Source organism: Leclercia sp. CFBP8987 (assembly GCF_034044995.2).
Taxonomy (GTDB): domain Bacteria; phylum Pseudomonadota; class Gammaproteobacteria; order Enterobacterales; family Enterobacteriaceae; genus Enterobacter; species Enterobacter tamurae.
In genome coordinates this window covers 1,517,528-1,537,105 of sequence record NZ_CM188255.1, presented here as the reverse complement: position 1 = coordinate 1,537,105, position 19,578 = coordinate 1,517,528, and the positions used below count along the sequence as shown (strand labels likewise).

Annotated in this window: 21 protein-coding genes; 8 read left to right on the top strand and 13 right to left on the bottom strand. The window is 58.0% G+C overall.

The features are described from left to right. Nucleotides 1-43 precede the first annotated feature (43 nt). From SOM40_RS07285 to artJ, 6 genes are all read left to right on the top strand, one after another. Nucleotides 44-562: a lipoprotein gene (locus SOM40_RS07285; RefSeq protein WP_106992535.1), complete on the top strand. Its 519-nt coding sequence runs from the start codon at nucleotides 44-46 to the stop codon at nucleotides 560-562. A gap of 213 nt (nucleotides 563-775) precedes the next feature. Further along, on the top strand, nucleotides 776-1,504 hold the full coding sequence (gene artP / locus SOM40_RS07280; RefSeq protein WP_312188812.1) for an arginine ABC transporter ATP-binding protein ArtP: 729 nt from the start codon (nucleotides 776-778) through the stop codon (nucleotides 1,502-1,504). Nucleotides 1,505-1,523: 19 nt separating this feature from the next. Beyond that, complete coding sequence (gene artI / locus SOM40_RS07275; RefSeq protein ID WP_106992533.1) at nucleotides 1,524-2,255, top strand: arginine ABC transporter substrate-binding protein ArtI; 732 nt, start codon at nucleotides 1,524-1,526, stop codon at nucleotides 2,253-2,255. A gap of 6 nt (nucleotides 2,256-2,261) precedes the next feature. Further along, on the top strand, nucleotides 2,262-2,978 hold the full coding sequence (gene artQ / locus SOM40_RS07270; protein WP_106992532.1) for an arginine ABC transporter permease ArtQ: 717 nt from the start codon (nucleotides 2,262-2,264) through the stop codon (nucleotides 2,976-2,978). Then, entirely contained in the window at nucleotides 2,978-3,646 is a 669-nt protein-coding gene (gene artM, locus SOM40_RS07265; protein ID WP_320529750.1) for an arginine ABC transporter permease ArtM, read from the top strand. The genes artQ and artM overlap by 1 nt, the downstream gene beginning before the upstream one ends. Nucleotides 3,647-3,820: 174 nt before the next feature. After that, nucleotides 3,821-4,552, top strand: a complete 732-nt coding sequence (gene artJ / locus SOM40_RS07260; RefSeq protein WP_106992530.1) for an arginine ABC transporter substrate-binding protein ArtJ — start codon at nucleotides 3,821-3,823, stop codon at nucleotides 4,550-4,552. 108 nt (nucleotides 4,553-4,660) lie between these two features. On the opposite strand, the gene SOM40_RS07255 is transcribed toward artJ, so the two are convergent. The 12 genes from SOM40_RS07255 to nfsA form a co-directional block, all read right to left on the bottom strand. Then, nucleotides 4,661-6,115, bottom strand: a complete 1,455-nt coding sequence (locus SOM40_RS07255; RefSeq protein ID WP_320529751.1) for a sensor histidine kinase — start codon at nucleotides 6,113-6,115, stop codon at nucleotides 4,661-4,663. Next, nucleotides 6,112-6,804: a response regulator transcription factor gene (locus tag SOM40_RS07250; protein WP_312078626.1), complete on the bottom strand. Its 693-nt coding sequence runs from the start codon at nucleotides 6,802-6,804 to the stop codon at nucleotides 6,112-6,114. The genes SOM40_RS07255 and SOM40_RS07250 overlap by 4 nt, the downstream gene beginning before the upstream one ends. Before the next feature lie 168 nt (nucleotides 6,805-6,972). After that, nucleotides 6,973-8,115 carry an IS481 family transposase gene (locus tag SOM40_RS07245; protein ID WP_422655540.1) on the bottom strand — a complete coding sequence of 381 codons (1,143 nt, stop codon included), beginning with the start codon at nucleotides 8,113-8,115 and terminating at the stop codon, nucleotides 6,973-6,975. Nucleotides 8,116-8,262: 147 nt separating this feature from the next. Further along, nucleotides 8,263-9,390, bottom strand: a complete 1,128-nt coding sequence (rlmC, locus tag SOM40_RS07240; protein ID WP_320530677.1) for a 23S rRNA (uracil(747)-C(5))-methyltransferase RlmC — start codon at nucleotides 9,388-9,390, stop codon at nucleotides 8,263-8,265. A gap of 40 nt (nucleotides 9,391-9,430) precedes the next feature. Then, nucleotides 9,431-9,919 (bottom strand): YbjO family protein, encoded by a 489-nt coding sequence (locus SOM40_RS07235; protein ID WP_312188823.1) that lies wholly within the window; start codon nucleotides 9,917-9,919, stop codon nucleotides 9,431-9,433. A gap of 59 nt (nucleotides 9,920-9,978) precedes the next feature. After that, nucleotides 9,979-10,824: a putrescine ABC transporter permease PotI gene (potI, locus tag SOM40_RS07230; RefSeq protein WP_106992525.1), complete on the bottom strand. Its 846-nt coding sequence runs from the start codon at nucleotides 10,822-10,824 to the stop codon at nucleotides 9,979-9,981. Continuing rightward, the gene (gene potH / locus SOM40_RS07225; RefSeq protein ID WP_320530678.1) at nucleotides 10,821-11,771 is read right to left on the bottom strand and encodes a putrescine ABC transporter permease PotH; all 951 of its coding nucleotides are present in this window, start codon (nucleotides 11,769-11,771) and stop codon (nucleotides 10,821-10,823) included. The genes potI and potH overlap by 4 nt, the downstream gene beginning before the upstream one ends. Before the next feature lie 9 nt (nucleotides 11,772-11,780). Beyond that, nucleotides 11,781-12,914, bottom strand: coding sequence for a putrescine ABC transporter ATP-binding subunit PotG (potG, locus tag SOM40_RS07220; protein ID WP_166181973.1), 1,134 nt, complete (start codon nucleotides 12,912-12,914; stop codon nucleotides 11,781-11,783). 96 nt (nucleotides 12,915-13,010) lie between these two features. Continuing rightward, nucleotides 13,011-14,123: a spermidine/putrescine ABC transporter substrate-binding protein PotF gene (gene potF, locus SOM40_RS07215; RefSeq protein ID WP_166181972.1), complete on the bottom strand. Its 1,113-nt coding sequence runs from the start codon at nucleotides 14,121-14,123 to the stop codon at nucleotides 13,011-13,013. A gap of 349 nt (nucleotides 14,124-14,472) precedes the next feature. Continuing rightward, nucleotides 14,473-14,949 (bottom strand): YbjN domain-containing protein, encoded by a 477-nt coding sequence (locus SOM40_RS07210; RefSeq protein WP_106992521.1) that lies wholly within the window; start codon nucleotides 14,947-14,949, stop codon nucleotides 14,473-14,475. A 44-nt stretch (nucleotides 14,950-14,993) separates the two neighbouring features. Beyond that, complete coding sequence (rimK, locus tag SOM40_RS07205) at nucleotides 14,994-15,896, bottom strand: 30S ribosomal protein S6--L-glutamate ligase (RefSeq protein ID WP_106992520.1); 903 nt, start codon at nucleotides 15,894-15,896, stop codon at nucleotides 14,994-14,996. Nucleotides 15,897-15,967: 71 nt separating this feature from the next. Next, nucleotides 15,968-16,690, bottom strand: coding sequence for an oxygen-insensitive NADPH nitroreductase (nfsA, locus tag SOM40_RS07200; RefSeq protein WP_142488850.1), 723 nt, complete (start codon nucleotides 16,688-16,690; stop codon nucleotides 15,968-15,970). A 180-nt stretch (nucleotides 16,691-16,870) separates the two neighbouring features. Between nfsA and SOM40_RS07195 the strand changes: the two genes are divergently transcribed. Further along, nucleotides 16,871-17,140: a GrxA family glutaredoxin gene (locus SOM40_RS07195; RefSeq protein WP_032617267.1), complete on the top strand. Its 270-nt coding sequence runs from the start codon at nucleotides 16,871-16,873 to the stop codon at nucleotides 17,138-17,140. A 13-nt stretch (nucleotides 17,141-17,153) separates the two neighbouring features. Here the strand turns inward: SOM40_RS07195 and SOM40_RS07190 are convergent, their stop codons facing one another. Further along, the gene (locus SOM40_RS07190) at nucleotides 17,154-17,543 is read right to left on the bottom strand and encodes an inner membrane protein YbjM (protein ID WP_106992518.1); all 390 of its coding nucleotides are present in this window, start codon (nucleotides 17,541-17,543) and stop codon (nucleotides 17,154-17,156) included. 274 nt (nucleotides 17,544-17,817) lie between these two features. Here SOM40_RS07190 and SOM40_RS07185 point away from each other — a divergent pair, with 274 nt between their 5' ends. After that, nucleotides 17,818-19,503: an aspartate:alanine antiporter gene (locus tag SOM40_RS07185; protein ID WP_039029554.1), complete on the top strand. Its 1,686-nt coding sequence runs from the start codon at nucleotides 17,818-17,820 to the stop codon at nucleotides 19,501-19,503. The last annotated feature ends 75 nt before the right edge of the window (nucleotides 19,504-19,578 follow it).

Below are 19,578 nucleotides of genomic sequence, written 5' to 3'. Positions count from 1 at the left end.
TTTAAAGGTTAGTTAATTATTGCAGCCTAATAAGGAAATCAACATGCGCTATTCTGCTTTGACGCTTTTAGTGCCTTGCGCGCTGCTGCTCAGCGCCTGCACCACCCCGGTCACCCCGGCCTTCAAGGATATTGGTACCCGCAGCGGCAGCTGCATCACCGGCGGTCCGGATGCCGTGGCCCAGCAGTTCTATGACTACCGCATTTCGCACCGCAGCAGTGACCTCACCGCGCTGCGCCCGTACCTGAGCGATAACCTGGCCCAGCTGCTGAGCGATGCCAGCCGCGATCCGCAGCATCAAAATCTGCTGAAAGTCGATCCGTTCTCCAGTCGCACCACCCCGCCGCAGACGGCCGTCGTCTCCAGCGCCTCGACCATCCCCAATACCGATGCGCGCAACATTCCGCTGCGGGTGAAACTGACCCAGGGCAGCGAGTCCTGGCAGGATGAAGTGCTGATGATCCGCGAAGGACAGTGCTGGGCAGTTGATGACGTGCGCTACCTTGGCGGCAGCGTCCATGCCCCGGCGGGCACCCTGCGCCAGTCTATTGAGAACCGTTAAGCAGATAAAACCCCGCAAAATGTCTGGCATTTCGTGAGGAATGCCGACATTTATTCTCGTCGCCATCTCCGCTCGCTACTTTGTGCTATGTTTGGCAATAGATACGGTTTATATTTAACTTTTAACGCAGTTATATTGCATAACTATTCTGTGAACGGTACTATTTGCGGCCTCAATTGCTATAGATTGCCTGGATGAGTAAAGACTGCCCCGATGAGTATTCAACTAAACGGCATTAACTGCTTCTACGGCGCACACCAGGCGCTGTTCGACATCACACTGAATTGTCCTGAGGGCGAAACGCTGGTGCTGTTAGGCCCAAGCGGCGCGGGCAAAAGCTCGCTGCTTCGCGTCCTCAATCTGCTTGAAATGCCGCGCTCCGGTACGCTGGATATTGCCGGTAATCACTTTAATTTCGCCAAAGCGCCGTCTGAAAAAGCGATCCGCGATCTGCGTCAGAACGTCGGGATGGTCTTCCAGCAATACAATCTCTGGCCGCACCTCACCGTGCAGCAGAACCTGATCGAAGCCCCGTGCCGCGTGCTGGGTCTTTCTAAAGAGCAGGCGCTGGCCCGTGCCGAGAAGCTGCTGGAGCGTCTGCGCCTGAAGCCCTACAGCGATCGCTATCCGCTGCACCTCTCCGGCGGTCAGCAGCAGCGTGTGGCCATCGCCCGCGCCCTGATGATGGAGCCTGCCGTGCTGCTGTTTGATGAGCCGACCGCCGCGCTGGACCCGGAAATCACCGCCCAGATCGTCAGCATTATTCGCGAGCTGGCGGAAACAAAGATTACTCAGGTGATCGTGACCCACGAAGTGGAAGTGGCGCGTAAAACCGCCAGTCGTGTGGTCTATATGGAAAACGGTCATATCGTCGAGCTTGGGGATGCGAGCTGCTTTGCCCAGCCGCAAACCGACGCGTTCAGAAATTATCTGTCTCACTAATCGAATCGAGAGAACGACAATGAAAAAAATAGTGATTGCCGCCCTGCTTGCAAGCGTTAGCCTTTCTGCCACCGCTGCCGAGACCATTCGTTTCGCCACCGAAGCCTCCTACCCTCCGTTTGAGTCTATCGATGCTAACAACAAGATCGTCGGCTTCGACGTCGACCTGGCTAACGCCCTGTGTAAAGAGATCGACGCCACCTGTACCTTCTCGAATCAGTCTTTCGACAGCCTGATCCCGAGCCTGAAGTTCCGTCGTATCGACGCGGTCATGGCCGGGATGGACATCACTCCTGAGCGTGAAAAGCAGGTTCTGTTCAGTACGCCGTACTACGAGAACTCCGCCCTGTTCATCGGTCAGAAAGGTAAATACGCGTCGATTGATGCGCTGAAAGGCAAGAAAGTGGGCGTACAGAACGGCACCACCCACCAGAAATTCATCATGGATAAACACCCGGAAATCACTACCGTGCCATACGACAGCTACCAGAACGCCCGTCTGGATCTGCAGAACGGCCGTATCGATGCCGTCTTTGGTGACAACGCGGTGGTCACCGAATGGCTCAAAGCCAACGACAAGCTGGCTGCGGTTGGCGATAAAGTGACGGATAAAGATTACTTCGGCACCGGTCTGGGTATTGCCGTGCGCCAGGGTAACACCGCGCTGCAGCAGAAATTCAACACCGCGCTGGAAAAAGTGAAGAAAGATGGCACGTACGATTCCATCTACAAAAAATGGTTCCAGAAGTAAGAACTGATGAACGAAATTTTTCCATTAGCAAGCGCCGCCGGGATGACCGTCGGCCTTGCCGTTTGTGCGCTGATCATCGGCCTGGTGCTGGCGATGATCTTTGCCGTGTGGGAGTCGGCTAAGTGGCGACCTGTCGCCTGGGCCGGCTCTGCACTGGTGACCCTTCTTCGCGGCCTGCCGGAAATTCTGGTGGTGCTGTTTATCTATTTCGGCTCGTCACAGCTGCTGCTGATGCTGTCGGACGGCTTTACGCTCAACCTGGGCGTGGTGCAGATCCCGATTCAGATGCAGATCGAAAACTTCGACGTCAGTCCGTTCCTGTGCGGCGTGATCGCCCTCTCCCTGCTCTACGCCGCCTATGCCTCGCAGACCCTGCGCGGCGCGCTGAAAGCGGTGCCGGTGGGCCAGTGGGAGTCCGGTCAGGCGCTGGGGCTGTCGAAAACGGCGATATTCTTCCGTCTGGTGATGCCGCAGATGTGGCGTCACGCCCTGCCGGGGCTCGGCAACCAGTGGCTGGTGCTGCTGAAAGATACCGCCCTGGTGAGCTTAATCAGCGTGAACGACCTGATGCTGCAGACCAAAAGCATTGCCACCCGCACCCAGGAGCCTTTTACCTGGTACATCGTGGCGGCGGCTATCTACCTGGTGATCACGTTGCTCAGTCAGTACATCCTCAAGCGTATTGATCTGCGTGCGACGCGTTTTGAACGGAGACCAGGCTGATGCTGGATTACTTACCCGAACTGATGAAAGGGCTGCACACCAGCCTGACGCTGACCGTCGCCTCAATTATCGTGGCGCTGGTGCTGGCGTTGATTTTCACCATCATCCTGACGCTGAAAACGCCGGTGCTGGTGTGGATTGTGCGCGCCTACATCACCCTGTTTACCGGTACCCCGCTGCTGGTGCAGATCTTCCTGATTTACTACGGCCCGGGCCAGTTCCCGACGCTGCAGGAGTATCCGGTGCTGTGGCATCTGCTCTCCGAGCCGTGGCTGTGCGCCCTGCTGGCCCTGTCGCTGAACAGCGCCGCCTACACCACGCAGCTGTTCTACGGCGCCATTCGCGCCATTCCGGACGGGCAGTGGCACTCCTGCGGTGCGCTGGGGATGAGCAAGAAGGACACGCTGGCGATCCTGCTGCCGTACGCTTTCAAGCGCGCCCTCTCCTCGTACTCCAACGAAGTGGTGCTGGTGTTCAAGAGTACCTCCCTGGCCTACACCATCACCCTGATGGAGGTGATGGGCCACGGACAGCTGCTGTACGGACGTACCTACGATGTGATGGTGTTCGGTGCCGCCGGGGTGATCTACCTGGTGGTCAACGGTCTGCTGACGCTGCTGATGCGTCTGGTTGAGCGTAGAGCGCTGGCGTTCGAGCGTCGCAACTAAAACTGCATACAATGTGATTAATTAAGGCGGGCAAGTCTAACAATAGTCCGCCTTTTTTTATGACATAGATAATAGTTAATCATTTTTATTGCATATAAATTCATTAGGTGGCATTGTAACCCCCAGCCGCAGACACGGCACATAATGACAAGATTGACAGACGGGAGCTTCACAATGAAAAAGTTAGTTCTGGCCGCTTTACTGGCAACCTTCGCCGCCGGCGCCTCTGCCGCCGATAAAATCAGCTTCGGCGTTTCTGCGACCTATCCGCCATTCGAATCGCTGGATGCCAGCAACCAGATCGTCGGGTTTGATATCGACCTGGCGAAAGCGCTATGTACCCAGATGCAGGCCGAGTGCACCTTTACTAACCACGCCTTTGACAGCCTGATCCCGGCTCTGAAATTCAAAAAATATGACGCAGTGATTTCGGGCATGGACATCACCCCGGATCGTAGCAAGCAGGTAGCTTTTACCGACCCGTACTACGCCAACTCTGCGGTAGTGATTGCGAAGAAAGGGGCTTACAAATCCTTTGATGAGCTGAAAGGCAAGCGCATCGGCATGGAAAACGGCACCACGCACCAGAAATACCTCCAGGATAAGCACCCGGAAGTGAAAACCGTGGCCTATGACAGCTACCAGAATGCGATTATCGACCTGAAAAATGGCCGTATTGATGGCGTGTTTGGCGACACGGCGGTAGTGAACGAGTGGCTGAAAACCAACCCGCAGCTGGGCACCGCTACCGATAAAGTGACCGACCCGCAGTATTTCGGCACCGGTCTGGGCATCGCAGTGCGTCCGGATAACAAAGCGCTGGTGGAGAAACTGAACGGCGCCCTGAAAGCGATTAAAGCGGACGGCACGTACCAGAAAATCAGCGACCAGTGGTTCCCGCAGTAAGATTGTTGTGCCTGTTTTGCCGGGTGGCGCTAACGCTTACCCGGCCTACAAAACCGCAAAACGCACCATCCGTAGGCCGGGTAAGGCGAAGCCGCCACCCGGCGTTACTCACAGCGGCACAAAGAAGCGAAAACTGGCTCCGTTCGCCGCTTCCATCAGCCTGATACCTCCCCCATGCAGCTCCAGCATTCGTTTCACAATCAATAACCCCAGACCGCCGCGATTGTCCCGCGCCGCCTGCTGGCTCAGCGCCGATGGGCGCATAAACAGCTGATCGCGCAGATGCTCATCGACACCCGGCCCGCTGTCATTCACCTCCACCTGCACCTGCTCGCCCTCGAGCCACACTTTTAGCCCGATCTCGCCGCCCGGCGGGGTATGACGAATGGCGTTATCCAGCAGGTTGGTCACTACCCGCTCGATCATCGACAGATCGGCGTTGATCATCGGCAGCTGGCGCGGCACGTCGATATGCAGCCGGAGCTGACGGGTCTCCACCGCCAGGTCAAATTTTTGCGCCACGTCGGAGATCAGCTCCCCGATAGCAAAGCGTTCCCGCTGCGGCTTGATGCTGCCGTGCTCCAGGCGCGCCAGCTCAAACAGCTCCTGGGACAGATGACGCACTTTATGCCCCTGCCGCAGGGCGATAGAGAGATAGTACTGCGTCTCCTGCGGCGAGAGGGTGCCGGCTTTCAGCGACAGGGTTTCCAGATATCCCAGCAGAGAGGTCAGCGGGGTACGCAGATCGTGGGAGATATTGGCGATAAACTCCCGGCGCTGCCGGTCGCTGTCCGCCAGCTGATCCCACTGGCTGGCAATCTGCTGCGCCAGTTCGATAAAGGTGTTGCGCAGCAGGGCCACCTCGTCAGACGGGGCGGCCTGCTGAGGCTGGGCGGCCAGCTGCTTGATGACGTGCATACTTTCCCGATCGAGGCCGCTCACCTCGTCGGTCAACTGCTTCACCGGCCGGGTGACCCAGTACCAGACCAGGCCCCCCGCCAGCGCGCCGAAAAGGGCCACCAGCAGCAGCGACCAGACCACCGTGCTCCACAGCGTTTTCTGCCACGCCCGCTCCGCCAGCGCGTTCAGCTCCTCGCCCTGCAAAATGATATAGAGGTAGCCGCGCAGCACGCCGTCCTGATGCAGCGGCACGGCGCTAAAGACCTTCTCTCCCGTCAGGGTGCGGGGATCGTCCCCGTAAACCGGCATCATCCCCCCGGTGAGAAACTGCTGCACCGGCGCAACAGTGAGCTTCTGCCGCTTGATATGCCCCGGCGGCGCGGCATCAGCGAGGATCTCCCCGTCCGGAGAGAGGATGTAGAGTTCCACGCTGGGGTTATAGGTCATCAGCCTGTCGAACAGCGGCTTGAGCCGGGTGCGATCCACCTGCCCGTTGGCGTCCAGCAGGGTTTCGCGCTGGGCGATGTGCTGCGCCAGCCCGCCGGAGAGGCGCTGCACCATGGCGTTGCCGTACTGCATGCTGGTCCAGAGCTGCACCGCGCAGGCCACCGCCGCACAGCCCGTCAGCAACAGAATAAACAGCAGGGTCAGACGGCGCGTCATTCCGCCTCCCTGGCAAAGCGGTAGCCTTTGCCCCAGACGGTGCGGATCACCTCTGGCTCGGCGGCGTCTTTTTCAATTTTTACCCGCAGGCGGTTGATGTGGGTGTTGACGGTGTGTTCGTAGCCTTCGTGCTGATACCCCCACACCTGTTCCAGCAGCGCCAGACGGGAGAAGACCTCCCCGGGATGACGGGCGAAAAAGTAGAGTAAATCGAACTCACGCGGCGTCAGGTCGATGGGCTCGCCGTGCAGCAGAACGCTGCGGGCCAGCGGGTCGATGGTCAGGCCGTGGGCGGCGATCAGCCCGGACGTCTGCTGACCCATCGCCTGCTGACGGCGGAACAGCGCCCGGATCCGCGCCACCAGCTCCTGCACTGAGAAAGGTTTGGCGAGGTAGTCATCGGCCCCGGTTTCGAGGCCCAGAATGCGTTCGGTTTCGCTGCTGCGGGCGCTGATAATAATCACCGGCAGGTAGTGGTCACGCTGGCGGATCGCCCGGCAGAGGGTCAGCCCGTCAACGTTGGGCAGCATCAGGTCGAGGATCACCGCATCCCAGTGGGTTTGTCCGAGCAGGTGCAGCGCCTTGCCCCCGTCCGCCTCGTGGGTAATTACGTAACCTTCGTCTTCTAAATTGAGGCGCAGTAACGCGGCGATATCGCCGTCGTCCTCCACCAGCAGGATCTGCTTCATCGGTCAGCCTTATTGAATCTTAACAGGTAAAGCTTACCCGATTTCCGCGGCGGGAAACGTTCACATTTTGTTTAAGATTGTGCGCGCTGATCCCCTCACCCTGACCCTCTCCCCATGTACGGTCCGGGGACATGGTAGACAGGTGTTCGGGGACATGGTGAACACTTTTTAACATCCTTTACCCATGGTGATCGACTTTTTCTTCAGGTCGATCACCCCCACTTTCGTGCTGTACCACCACACCTCGTAACAACCGTCCTCCTGTGTCTCCCTCAGCCCCACCTGCTCGCCCCTGAACGCCTTGCCCGCGCTCAGACTGACACCCTTCACGCTCAGCTTCCCGCTGATATCCACCTTCCTGACCATCACGCCCCCGTCGTATTCCGGCGGTGTGGTGTGGCTGCGGTACTGCCGCACGGACGGCTGGTAGCGTGAGGCCGGAACCGCCATATCCAGCCCCTCATGGGGCCGTTCGAGGTTATACACCGTCCGCCAGTGGTCGAAGGCGCGCTGCAGCTCGCTGCTGTCCGCGAACCACTTACCCTGCAGGACTTCCGCCTTCAGGCTGCGGTGAAAACGCTCCAGCTTGCCCTGGGTCTGCGGATGGTAGGGCCGGGAGTGGCCCACCCGTATCCCCTGGCGCATCAGCCACAGCTCAAGCGCCGTCCAGGTGCCGGTGGTGTCGCCCCAGGGTGCGCCGTTGTCCATCGTCATCCGGTCCGGCAGGCCGTAGCGTTCAAACACCCCGACCAGTTGCTGCTGCACGGTCTCACGCCGTTCATCGGGGCAGTGCATCAGGCACAGGGAAAAACGGGAGTGGTCGTCCAGCAGGGTGAGCGGATGGCAGCGCCCGCCGCCGAAGGGAAAGTGGCCCTTGAAATCCATCTGCCAGAGCCGGTTCGGGGCCTCATGTTCGAACCGGCCTGTGGCCGGAACGCCCGGTGCCACACCCGGCAGCAGGCCGTGGCGGGCCATCAGGTTATGGACGGTGCTGAAGGCGGGCATGCGGTGGCCCTGGTCTTCCAGCCAGCGCTTGATCTTGCGGGCGCCCCAGCGTTCATGACGGGCATGGGCCATCCGCAGCAGGTCAGCGATGTCGTCTGATGAACGGTTGGGGGAATGACGGGGCGTACGGGGACGATCCTGAAGGCCGGATAAACCGTCCTCAGTCCAGCGATGAAGCCACTTGTAGCCGGTGGCAGGTGAGATGCCGTAGTGACGGCACAGTGCGCGGATGTTCGCCCCGTCCTGCGAGGCGAACAATACAAACTCGGTACGTAATGACATGGTATCTCTCGCATCCCAGGGCATAAGCGACTCCATAAACGGGTTCTTATGCCTCAGTTGTAAGTGTCTACCATGTCCCCGAACAAGTGTTCATGATGTCCCCGGACCGTACACCCCATAGGGGAGAGGGAATAAACCGTAGGCCCGCGCAAGCGCAGCGCCGCAGGGCAATCAGGACTTAACTAACAGGGTCAGCACTTCATAGTGCGCAGTATGCGGGAACATATCGAACAGCTGCACGCGTGCGATGCGATAGCCGGGCAGATCCCGAAGATCTTTCGCCATCGTCTGCGCATTGCAGCTGGAGTAGATAATAAACGGCGGGGCCATCTGGCTGAGGTAGTCGCACAGCGCTTTGCCGATGCCGCGGCGCGGGGGGTTGACCAGCACCAGATCCGGCACGTTGCCCTGACCGGTGGCGAACCGGGTGGAATCGAGCGCCTGGAAGTGCAAATTTGTCAGCCCCAGCTCGGTGGCCGACTGGGTAGCACAGGCGATCGCCTCAGCGGAGATCTCAATCCCGGTCAGCTTCATCTCCGGAGTCGCGCAGTGCAGGCCAAAACCGCCGACGCCGCAAAACAGATCCCACATATGGTTCACTGGCAGCTGGCGCACCCAGTCGCGGGCGGTGGCGTATAGCTGGCTGGCGACGGTCGGGTTCGTCTGGAAGAAGCTTTTCGGGCGGATCCACAGCGGCACGTCGTTAAACCGTTCCGCCAGCGCCTGGGCGTCGGTGAGGAAAATCTCCTCGTCGCCTTCCATGATCGCCATATGCACCGGCTGAAGGTTCACGGTGATCACCTTCAGCTGCGGTAATTGTTCCTGCAACCACGGCAGCGCCGCGCGCAGCTGGGGCAGCTTAGCATCGGAGCGCAACACGAAGCGCAACATCATCCCGCCATCCCGCTGGCTTTCGGTGAGCAGAATGTACTTCAGCTCGCCGCGCTTGCGTTCCACGTTATAAGGCGTGAGGCCCGCGCGGGCAATAAAGGGTTTCAGGGCAGCAAAGACAGGGGCAAACGAGGCTGGATAGAGCGGACAGTCGGTCAGATCGACAGGCGTGCCGTCCCGGTGCAGCATGCCGAGCAGCGGTTTTTCGACGCTGCCGCTGACCACCATTTTGGCTTTATTGCGAAAGGCCTGTTCCGGCCCGCTGACCGGCGCGCACCACTCCGCCACCGGCAGGTCAGACAGCAAGGTCTGCAGGTCGGCCATCTTAGCGGAAAGTTGAGAAGAGACCGGCTGCTCTATCCACTGACAGGAGCGGCAGCGACCGGCGTCATAGAGTGCGCACTGCATAACGAAACCTTAATACGTCTGGGGGCAGCGATTATACACGTTATTGCAGTCGGAAAAACCGTCGGCTGGCCGCGGGGACAAACAGCAGGCCGAGCACCAGCATGTCGGGCAGCTTTTGCATCACCAGGGTGTGGAAGATCTCGCGTTTCGACTCGCCAGGAATGCTGAACAGCTCCGGATAACCGTAGCCCAGCGACGCGGCCCACAGATAGCCGGTGGCGACAACCTGGGTCAGGAGGTAGATGAGCCGGGCCCAGTTGCGCCCTTTTACCAGCGAAAAGGCGCAGAAAATCTCGATAAACACCAGCATCAGGCTGGCAAAAAAGACCAGCGTCAGGTTCCATGTCTGGACGCTGCGGTGAATGAACTCCCCCATGCCGCGCATGCCCAGAGTATTGAAAATCATAAATACATCGAGGCAGCGGATCATAATAATGGCGAGCGCCGCCACCTGCACCAAAGCAGGAACATTCAGACGGGCATGTGACCGGCTTGTTTTAGTGAAAAATCCCAACGTGATGTCTTCCATGAAACGATGCCGCGTTAACGCGGCATCTCAATTACGCTTCTTTGCAGATTTTAGGAGCTTCAGCCACGTCTTGCACGCTGGATATCGCGCTGGCGCTGTTTTTCAGACCGCGCCATCAGATACCAGGCAATCAACCCGATGATGCCGACTACGCCGAGAATCAGCGTCGCCAGGGCGTTAATCTCCGGATTGACCCCCATGCGCACGCTGGAGAAGACCAGCATCGGCAGCGTGGTCGCCCCCGGGCCGGAGACAAAGCTGGCGATCACCAGGTCGTCCAGCGACAGGGTAAAGGCCAGCAGCCAGCCGGAGACCACCGCCGGCATGATCATCGGCAGAGTGATGATAAAGAACACCTTCAGCGGGGTGGCGCCCAGATCCATCGCCGCCTCTTCAATGGAGTGATCCAGCTCGCGCAGGCGCGAGGAGATCACCACTGCCACATAGGCAGTACAGAAGGTGACGTGGGCCAGCCAGATGGTCAACATGCCGCGATCCGACGGCCAGCCAATGGCGTGCCCCATGGCGACAAACAGCAGCAGCAGCGACAGACCGGTGATGACGTCGGGCATCACCAGCGGGGCGGTGATCATAAAGGCAAAGCCATTGGCGCCGCGGAAACGACCAAAGCGCACCATCACCACCGCGGCGATGGTGCCGAGGATCACCGCCATCGTCGCCGCACAGGCGGCAATGGTCAGGCTTAACCCCACGGCGCTGATCATCGCCTCGTCACGGAACAGCTCGCCGTACCAGCGCGTGGACCAGCCCGCCCACACCGTCACCAGCTTGGAGCTGTTGAAGGAGTAGATCACCAGCATCAGCATCGGGGCATACAGGAAGGTAAACCCGAGCACCAGGATCAGGATCCGCCACGGCGAGCGCACTACCGGTAAGTTGTTCATCCGTGATCTCCCATCTGTTTCTGCTGGTACTTGTGGAACCACATGATCGGCACGATCAGCAGGAGCAGCATCACGATCGCCACCGCCGAAGCCACCGGCCAGTCGCGGTTGTTAAAGAACTCCTGCCACAGCACGCGACCAATCATGATGCTGTCCGGGCCGCCGAGCAGTTCCGGGATCACGAACTCCCCTACCGCCGGGATAAACACCAGCATTGACCCGGCGATAATCCCGCCTTTGGTCAGGGGCACAATCACCGTGAAGAAGGTTTTCAGCGGACGGGCACCAAGATCCAGCGCCGCTTCCACCAGCGAGTAGTCGATGCGCGTCAGGGCGGTGTAGATCGGCAGCACCATAAACGGCAGGTAGGCGTATACGATACCGATATAGACCGCCAGATTGGTGTGCAGAATGGTCAGGGGCTGATCGATAACCCCCAGCCACAGCAAAAAGTTGTTCAGCACGCCGTTGTTTTTCAGGATCCCCATCCAGGCATAGACGCGGATCAGGAACGAGGTCCAGGAGGGTAAAATCACCAGCAGCAGCAGGATGTTGCGCGTCGAGGGCTTACTGTGCGCCACCGCCCAGGCCAGCGGATAAGCCAGCAGCAAACAGCAGATCGTCGAGATGCCCGCCACCTGCAGCGACTGCAGATAGGCCTCAAAATAGAGCGGGTCCTCGGTCAGCTGCAGGAAGTTGCCCAGGTTGAGCATGATCGACAGCTGGCTCTCCCCCCACTCCACCAGATCGCTGTAGGGTGGGATGGCGCGCGCCATCTCCGACAGGCTGATTTTAAACACAATCAGGAACGGCAGCAGGAACAGCAGGATCAGCCACACGTAAGGCAGGGCGATCACCAGCTTGCGCCCGTGGGCCATCTGCATGCGGGTCAGCCAGCTGGTATCAATGTCCGCCGCTACGCGGGTCGCAGGTTCAGGTTTGCTCATCGCCGTTCCTTATACCGTCAGTACAACGCAGCTGTCCGCTTCCCAGCACAACTGCACTTCATCGCCCCAGGTCGGTAGCCCTTTGCGGTAGCGGTAAGTGTTTTGCAGCTGGGCGCTGATCATCTGCCCGCTCTTCAGCCGGACGTGATAGATGGAGAGATCGCCGAGATAGGCGATGTGCACCACCTCCCCGATGGCAAAGTTATAGCCATCGGCAGGCGGTACGTCGCAGAGGGTGATTTTTTCCGGACGCAGCGCCACGTACACCGGGACGTTGTCCACCACCGAGTTGTCGGCAGCGACCTTCAGGGGGTGGATCAGCCCCGGCGAGTCGATGACCAGGCCATCCTCTTCACGCGTTTTCAGCAGCCCTTCAAACACGTTCATGGAGCCGATAAATTCGGCGCTGTAGCGGGTGGTCGGGTGCTCGTAGATCTCTTCCGGCTCGCCAATCTGCACGAATTTACCGCGGTTCATGATCGCGATGCGTCCGGCCATAGTCATGGCCTCTTCCTGGTCGTGGGTCACCATCACGCAGGTGGCGCCGACGCGCTCGAGAATATCCACCACTTCCAGCTGCATGCGGTCGCGCAGTTTTTTATCCAGCGCTCCCATGGGTTCATCGAGCAGCAGCAGTTTTGGCCGTTTCGCCAGACTGCGGGCCAGGGCCACGCGCTGACGCTGGCCGCCCGAGAGCTGGTGCGGCTTACGCTTCGCAAACTCCTGCATGTGCACCAGGCTCAGCATTTCGGCCACGCGGGCGGTGATGTCGGCCTTTGGCAGTTTGTCCTGCTTCAGGCCAAAGGCGATGTTCTGCTCCACGGTCATGTGCGGGAACAGCGCGTAAGACTGGAACATCATATTGATCGGACGCTGATACGGCGGCACCTGAGAGAGGTCGACACCGTCGAGCATAATCTGCCCGGTGCTGGGTTGTTCAAACCCGGCCAGCATGCGCAGCAACGTCGATTTACCGCAGCCAGATGCGCCCAGCAGGGCAAAAATTTCGCCTTTGTAGATAGTCAGGCTGACATCATCCACGGCATTCTGACCATCAAAGGATTTGGTCAGGTTACGGATTTCCAGCAGCGGGGTCAGCGCTTTACGGGTTTTCGCCTGCGGGCGGGGGATCGCGTCGTTCACGGGGTGCTCTCCGGCATCAATCAAACTGGTGCAGGCGCACCAGAACGGTGCGCCTGTTGCCGGGGGCGCTACGCTTGCCCGGCCTACGAGGAGCGGTTATTTACCGCTTTTCACTTTGGTCCACGCACGGGTACGAACGCGGTCGATTTTCGGCTCCTGAACGCTCAGGGTGAACATCTTGGCGCGTACGTCGGCTGGGGGATAGATGCCCGGATTGTCACGCACTTCGGCGCTGACCAGCTTCGTGGCTTCTTTGTTGCCGTTGGCATAGAAGACGTGGTCAGAGATATGAGCAATGACGTCCGGACGCAGCAGGTAGTTCAGGAACTGATAGGCTTCGTCTTTGTTTTTCGCATCAGCAGGCATTGCGAAGACGTCAAAGAAGGCCATCGCCCCCTCTTTCGGGATTGAATAAGCGATATTCACGCCATTTTTCGCTTCTTTAGCGCGGTTCGCCGCCTGCAGCACATCCCCTGCCCAGCCAATAGCTACGCAGGTATCGCCGTTCGCCAGGTCGTTAATGTACTGGGACGAGTGGAAGTAACGGATATTGGGACGCAGCTTCAGCAGCAGATCGGTTGCCGGGCCGGTGTAGTCATCTGCTTTGGTACTGTTCGGATCTTTGCCGAGGTAGTTCAGGACGGTAGCAAACACCTCTTCCGGCGCATCGAGGAACGACACGCCGCAGCTTTTCAGCTTCTCGAGGTTCTCAGGTTTGAGCACCAGATCCCAGCTGTTTACCGGCGCATCTTCACCCAGCGCTTTTTTAACTTTTTCAACGTTATAGCCGATGCCGGTGGTGGCCCACATGTACGGCATGGCGTACTTGTTGTCCGGATCGTGTTTGGCGATAAGCTTCAGCAGCTCGGGGTCGAGGTTTTTCCAGTCCGGCAGTTTGCTTTTATCCAGCGGCTGGAACACGCCGGCAGAGAGCTGACGCTCAAGGAAGCTGGCTGACGGTACCACCAGGTCGAAGCCGGTGCTGCCCGCCATCAGTTTGCCTTCCAGCACTTCGTTAGAATCGAAGACGTCATAAACGACTTTAATCCCGGTCTCTTTTTCAAAATTGGCGACGGTATCCGGCGCAATATAATCAGACCAGTTATAGATATGCAGCGTTTTTTGTTCCGCAGCAAGCGTGCCGGCAGAGACAGCCATCAGAGCACCTGCAACCAGACCCGATAACCATTTTTTATGTAAAGCGATCATAGCGTTAATCCTTCTGAAAGCGCGTTAACAAACGCGCTAAAAATGAACACTCTTAGCCTATGCAAGAAACGTGCATAATTTATCACTCTGCCTGCAGCAGAAGATGTTACTCAGGTGGCGGTATCTGCTCGCATTTAACAGCATCGCAAGAATAAACTGTAGCTTGTCTCCGTAGCTATAGCTCAGATTAAAAAACGCCTTTTAACAATTTTTTATGCAGGAAGTGTCTATGTGATAAGCCGAATTGGCGGGATGGCGGTGAATAATTCTTTAAAGAAAGGTTAAAGCCAGCACAAACGAGGGTGTTATGCAGCCGCCACGACAGCGACTGCCTAAAAGTCAGACAGCGTTAGTGCAGAAAATTGCCCGAAGATTCAGGTTGCTCAACGCCCTCTTCGGCGTTGTAGAGCAGATGATGGGCGCTGGCTTCAAGCATCACCATTGAGATCTGCTCTTCGCTCTGCTGCATGAAGGCGGCAAACTGCGGGAAAGTCAGCCCGACGGCTGCGTAGAAAGACTGGCAAACCACCAGTTTTGGCAGATTATCATCCTGTATATCGAGAAATGCTTTCACGGTCAAAGAACTGGCATTGATGGCGGATAAATCCGATGCTAAGGCCAGTAACGCCGAGGGTTTAACCTCTGCCAGCGCCGAAAAAAGAATTACGTCATTAATCAGATCGAGCTTGGCATCAAACACACCGTCAAAATTTTGCATGTGCGGCAGGTGCAGCGCCTGGCAGGTATCGCATTCAAAAAAGCTGACGCCCATGTTGTCGAGCCAGTGGCGCAAGGTATCAAGTGTCGGTACTACGAGTGAATCCATAACGGTGGAACCTCTTAAAAAAATAACAGTGCGTGGCAGGTGAGTTATCCGCCCGTTTTCAGGCAAAACTCCGGCGTGGCCTGGCGCTCTATCCAGCCGATCATCTTTCCGGCGATATCAACCCCGGTGGTTTTCTCAATGCCTTCCAGCCCCGGTGAGGCGTTAACTTCCATCACCAGCGGCCCGCGATCGGCACGTAGGATATCGACCCCGGCAATATCGAGCCCAAGGGTCTGTGCGGCCTTCAATGCGATCTCCCGCTCCCGCGAGGTGATCTCTGCCACCCGGGCAACGCCGCCCCGGTGCAGGTTGGAGCGAAAATCGCCCTCTTTGGCCTGGCGCTCGATGGCCGCAACCACTTCATCGCCTACCACCAGGCAGCGAATGTCGCGCCCTTTCGCCTCCTGGATGTACTCCTGCACCAGAATGTGCGCGTTCAGGCCACGAAACGCATCGATCACGCTCTCTGCCGCCTGACGGGTTTCCGCCAGCACCACACCAATTCCCTGGGTGCCCTCGACCAGCTTGACCACCAGCGGCGCCCCGCCCACCATCTCGATCAGATCGCTGGTGTCGTCGGGAGAGTGGGCAATGCCGGTGATGGGCAGGTCGATCCCCTGGCGAGCCAGCAGCTGCAGGGAGCGGAGTTTGTCACGCGCCCGGGTGATCGCCACGGATTCATTCAGAGGATAGCTGCCGAGCAGCTCAAACTGGCGCAGCGCGGCGGTGCCATAAAAGGTGATTGCCGAGCCGATACGCGGGATAACCGCGTCGAAGTGCGGCAGCTGACGCCCTTTATAGTGAATGGAGGAGGCCGCCGGGCTGATATTCATATAGCAGGAGAGCGGATCGAGGATTTCCACCTGATGGCCGCGCCGCTCCGCCGCTTCACGCAGCCGTTTACACGACCAGAGCGTTCCATCCCGGGACAATATGGCAATTTTCACCCTGCACCTCTCAGACATGATCCGTAAAAGCCTGCGTATCATACACGCAGGCAGGCGCAGGATGAATGGACTTATCGCGTCGCCCAGCCCTGTTTATGCAAATAATCGAGGATAAACGGACGGTTCTCTTTGATGATGGTGCGCCGGATATGGTCGCTCCAGGTATCGCGGCGATTATTGGTCGCGCGGCTGAGGTAGTAGTTCGCCAGCTCTTCGTCGTACTGCGCCAGCACCTCTTGATCAACCGGCTGGTAGTGATTTTCATGCACCACCATCGCCGCAGGCAGGCGCGGCTTGACGTCCGGGTTATCCGCCGGCCAGCCGAGGCACAGGCCAAACAGCGGCAGGACGTGCTTCGGCAGCTGCAGCAGTTCGGTTACCGCCTCAATGCTGTTGCGGATGCCGCCGATGTAGACGCCACCCAGCCCCAGCGACTCGGCCGCCGTCATCGCGTTCTGCGCCAGCATAGCGGTATCCACCACACCGAGCAGCAGTTGCTCTGCCAGGCCGAGCTGCGCCTCAGGGCAGATTTGCAGATGGCGGTTGAAGTCGGCGCAGAACACCCAGAACTCCGCCGCCTGGGCGACGTGCTGTTGCCCGCCGGTGAGGGTCACCAGCTGTTCACGCATCGCGGGGTCGGTGATGCGGATAATGGAGCTGCACTGCAGGAAGCTGGAGCTGGAGGTGCCCTGCGCACCGGCAATAATGGCCTCGCGCTGCGCATCGCTGATGGGTTCCTGAGTGAAATGGCGAATGGAGCGGTGGGAACGTAGCAGATCAATTACTGGCGTCATCTTCTCTCTCTTTACGGGCGTTACTGACATGTGGCCAGTATAGGCAAAGAAAAGGAGGCTGTAATTGGCCAAACATAGCCTGAAGATATCAATGTAACAGGCAGAACCTGCTTTCCATTACCGATAGTTATCGGCAATATAGCGTCATTCGCCGTCTGGCTTAGTTTCAGGAGAGAAAACATGTTTGCAGTGATTTTTGGTCGTCCGGGTTGCCCTTACTGCGTGCGCGCAAAAGATCTGGCAGAAAAACTGACCGCTGAGCGTGAAGATTTTAACTACCGCTACGTGGACATTCATGCGGAAGGCATCTCCAAAGCCGACCTGGAACAGACCGTGGGTAAGCCGGTTGAAACCGTTCCGCAGATTTTCCTCGACCAGACCCACATCGGCGGCTTTACCGATTTTGAAGCCTACGCCAAAGAGCACCTGGGCCTGTTCGCAGCCCAGTAAGCCTTTCACGCCCTCACTCTGAGGGCGTTTTTACTTTCACACGGCGATGTTCAAGCGCCCGGCGTACAAACAGAAAGCACAGCGCACCTAACGCACACCAGAAGATCCCACTCAGCAGCCAGGCCAGTTCCTGCACCAGCGTCCGTGAAGAGATAAACATCATCCGCATCACGACCAGGCAGACCGGCGCGGCGAGGATCGCCCCCATCAGCGGCCTGATCACCTCTCCCCCGCGGGAGAAGAAGCTGGCAGCGATCCCCGGCACAGTGAAGAAAAGTAATCCCAGCCCAGGGTAACCCGCAGAAAAAAACGCCCCCTTCAGTTTGAACGTCAGACTGACGCACACCGCAGTGAAGAGTAAAAAGCAGCAAGCCACTCCAGACCAGTTACGTTTAATATTCAATCTATCCCCCTGCCATTTCGGACAAATACTTTTTTCGTCCCGTGGACGCCAATTAGTTGAGTCACCCGGCATTCCTTGCCAAAATCAGCACGTCTTTTCGTCATCGCTATCAAAGGGTGATATTTGTTAAAAATTAACTAATAGTTTGATATTACTTTGTGGGATATATTATAATACGCGATCGGGAGGGACCTACCTCCTCTTACAGTGCAAAACAGTAGCCTAAATATCCCACCCCTTCAACCACTTACTGGTAAACGAAAAGTTATCCTCCGTGAACATAAACGTCGCAGAATTGTTAAACGGGAATTACATCCTGTTATTATTTGTGGTACTGGCTCTGGGTCTTTGCCTGGGTAAATTACGTCTCGGGTCGATCCAACTCGGTAATTCTATTGGCGTTTTAGTCGTTTCGTTATTATTAGGCCAGCAGCATTTCAGTATTAACACCGACGCCCTGAACCTGGGCTTTATGCTGTTTATTTTTTGTGTCGGCGTTGAAGCTGGACCCAACTTTTTTTCTATTTTCTTCCGCGACGGCAAAAATTATCTGATGCTGGCGCTGGTGATGGTGGGCAGCGCCCTGCTCATCGCGTTAGGTTTAGGCAAACTGTTTGGCTGGGATATCGGCCTGACGGCAGGCATGCTGGCCGGGTCGATGACTTCCACGCCGGTGCTGGTGGGTGCCGGGGATACGCTGCGCCATCTCGGGCTGGATAACGCCCAGCTGTCGCTGGCGCTCGATCACCTCAGCCTCGGCTATGCCCTGACCTATCTGATTGGTCTGGTGAGTCTGATCGTCGGCGCACGCTATCTGCCGAAATTGCAGCATCAGGATCTGCAGACCAGCGCCCAGCAGATCGCCCGCGAGCGCGGTCTGGACACCGACAGCAAACGCAAAGTCTATCTCCCGGTGATCCGCGCCTACCGCGTAGGCCCGGAGCTGGTAGCCTGGGCGGACGGTAAAAATCTTCGCGAGCTGGGCATCTATCGCCAGACCGGCTGCTATATCGAACGTATTCGTCGTAACGGCATTCTGGCGAACCCGGACGGCGATGCGGTGTTGCAGATGGGCGACGACATTGCGCTGGTGGGCTACCCGGATGCGCACGCTCGTCTCGATCCGAGCTTCCGTAACGGCAAAGAGGTGTTCGACCGCGACCTGCTCGACATGCGCATCGTCACCGAAGAGATCGTGGTTAAGAACCACAACGCCGTCGGCCGCCGTCTGGCACAGCTCAAGCTGACCGATCACGGTTGCTTCCTCAACCGGGTGATCCGCAGCCAGATTGAGATGCCTATTGATGACAACATCGTCCTGAACAAGGGGGATGTGCTGCAGGTAAGCGGCGACACGCGCCGCGTGAAGACCGTCGCCGACCGCATCGGCTTTATCTCCATTCACAGCCAGGTGACCGACCTGCTGGCCTTCTGCGCCTTCTTTATTGTCGGCCTGATGATCGGGATGATCACCTTCCAGTTCAGCAACTTTAGCTTCGGCATCGGTAACGCCGCCGGTCTGCTGTTCGCCGGGATCATGCTCGGCTTCCTGCGTGCCAACCACCCGACCTTCGGCTATATCCCGCAGGGCGCGCTGAACATGGTGAAAGAGTTTGGCCTGATGGTGTTTATGGCGGGCGTGGGCTTAAGCGCGGGCAGCGGCATCGGCCACAGCCTGGGCGCGGTAGGCTGGCAGATGCTGGTGGCCGGGTTAATCGTCAGTCTGGTGCCGGTGGTGATCTGTTTCCTGTTCGGTGCCTACGTGCTGCGCATGAACCGCGCCATGCTGTTTGGCGCCATGATGGGGGCCCGTACCTGTGCCCCTGCGATGGAAATCATCAGCGATACCGCGCGCAGCAACATCCCGGCGCTGGGCTACGCAGGCACCTATGCCATCGCTAACGTGCTGTTAACCCTGGCGGGGACCTTGATTATCATCATCTGGCCGGGGCTGGGATAAGCGAGAAATTTGCGCATTGGCGAAAAATTTTCGTGATGCGCAGAACTTTTCTGTCATACGTCAGTCATAACTATT